The organism is Zavarzinella formosa DSM 19928 (genome assembly GCF_000255705.1).
GTDB lineage: Bacteria > Planctomycetota > Planctomycetia > Gemmatales > Gemmataceae > Zavarzinella > Zavarzinella formosa.
The window spans coordinates 1-611 of record NZ_AIAB01000580.1; the positions used below are offsets into that span (position 1 = coordinate 1).

The 611-nt window shown below is 62.2% G+C and carries 1 protein-coding gene; it reads left to right on the forward strand.

The window, feature by feature from the left end; all coding sequences use genetic code 11:
• Window positions 1-529, forward strand: a 529-nt coding sequence (locus tag BGIM_RS0100830; RefSeq protein WP_020467926.1) for an ISAs1 family transposase, incomplete at its 5' end; no start/stop codon positions are given.
• Between the last annotated feature and the right edge of the window lie 82 nt (window positions 530-611).

Sequence of the window (611 nt, forward strand, 5' to 3'; positions counted from 1 at the left end):
TTCGAGGACGCCGCCCGACAGATCGCGGCGGCCACTTCCCCCTGACGACCTCCCTCCGGCGCCCGCCCCGGATCGCCTGGTTCGTCACGTGGACAAGGGGCACGGGCGACTGGAGGTCCGGACTCTGCGGACCACGTCGATCCTGACCGGTCATGAACAATGGAAGGGCCTGGCCCAAGGCTTCGAAATCATCCGGGAGCGGACCGTCCGGGGGATCAAAACCGTCGAAGTCGGGTATGGGGTGACAAGCCTGTCCGAAAAGCAGGCGAACGCCGCCGACCTGCTGAAACACCTTCGCGATCATTGGAAGATCGAAAACGAATTGCATTACGTTCGCGACGTGACCTTCCGTGAAGACGCCTGCCGGGTGCGTTCCGGTTCGGCTCCCCAAGTCCTCGCCGCCTTGCGCAACGCCGTCATCCATTTGCTCGCCGACAGCGATGCTGACAACCACTGCGAAGCCATTGAACTCCTCCAAATCTACCCCGAACGGGCCAGAGAGCTTATCGGTGTCCCCCAACGTGAATAACGGAATGGCCCTACCCCGACGCGACCCTGAGAGGGGCAGGGCCATTCCCTGTTTGAGCTTGTGGAGTTGGGCTTGATTGGGT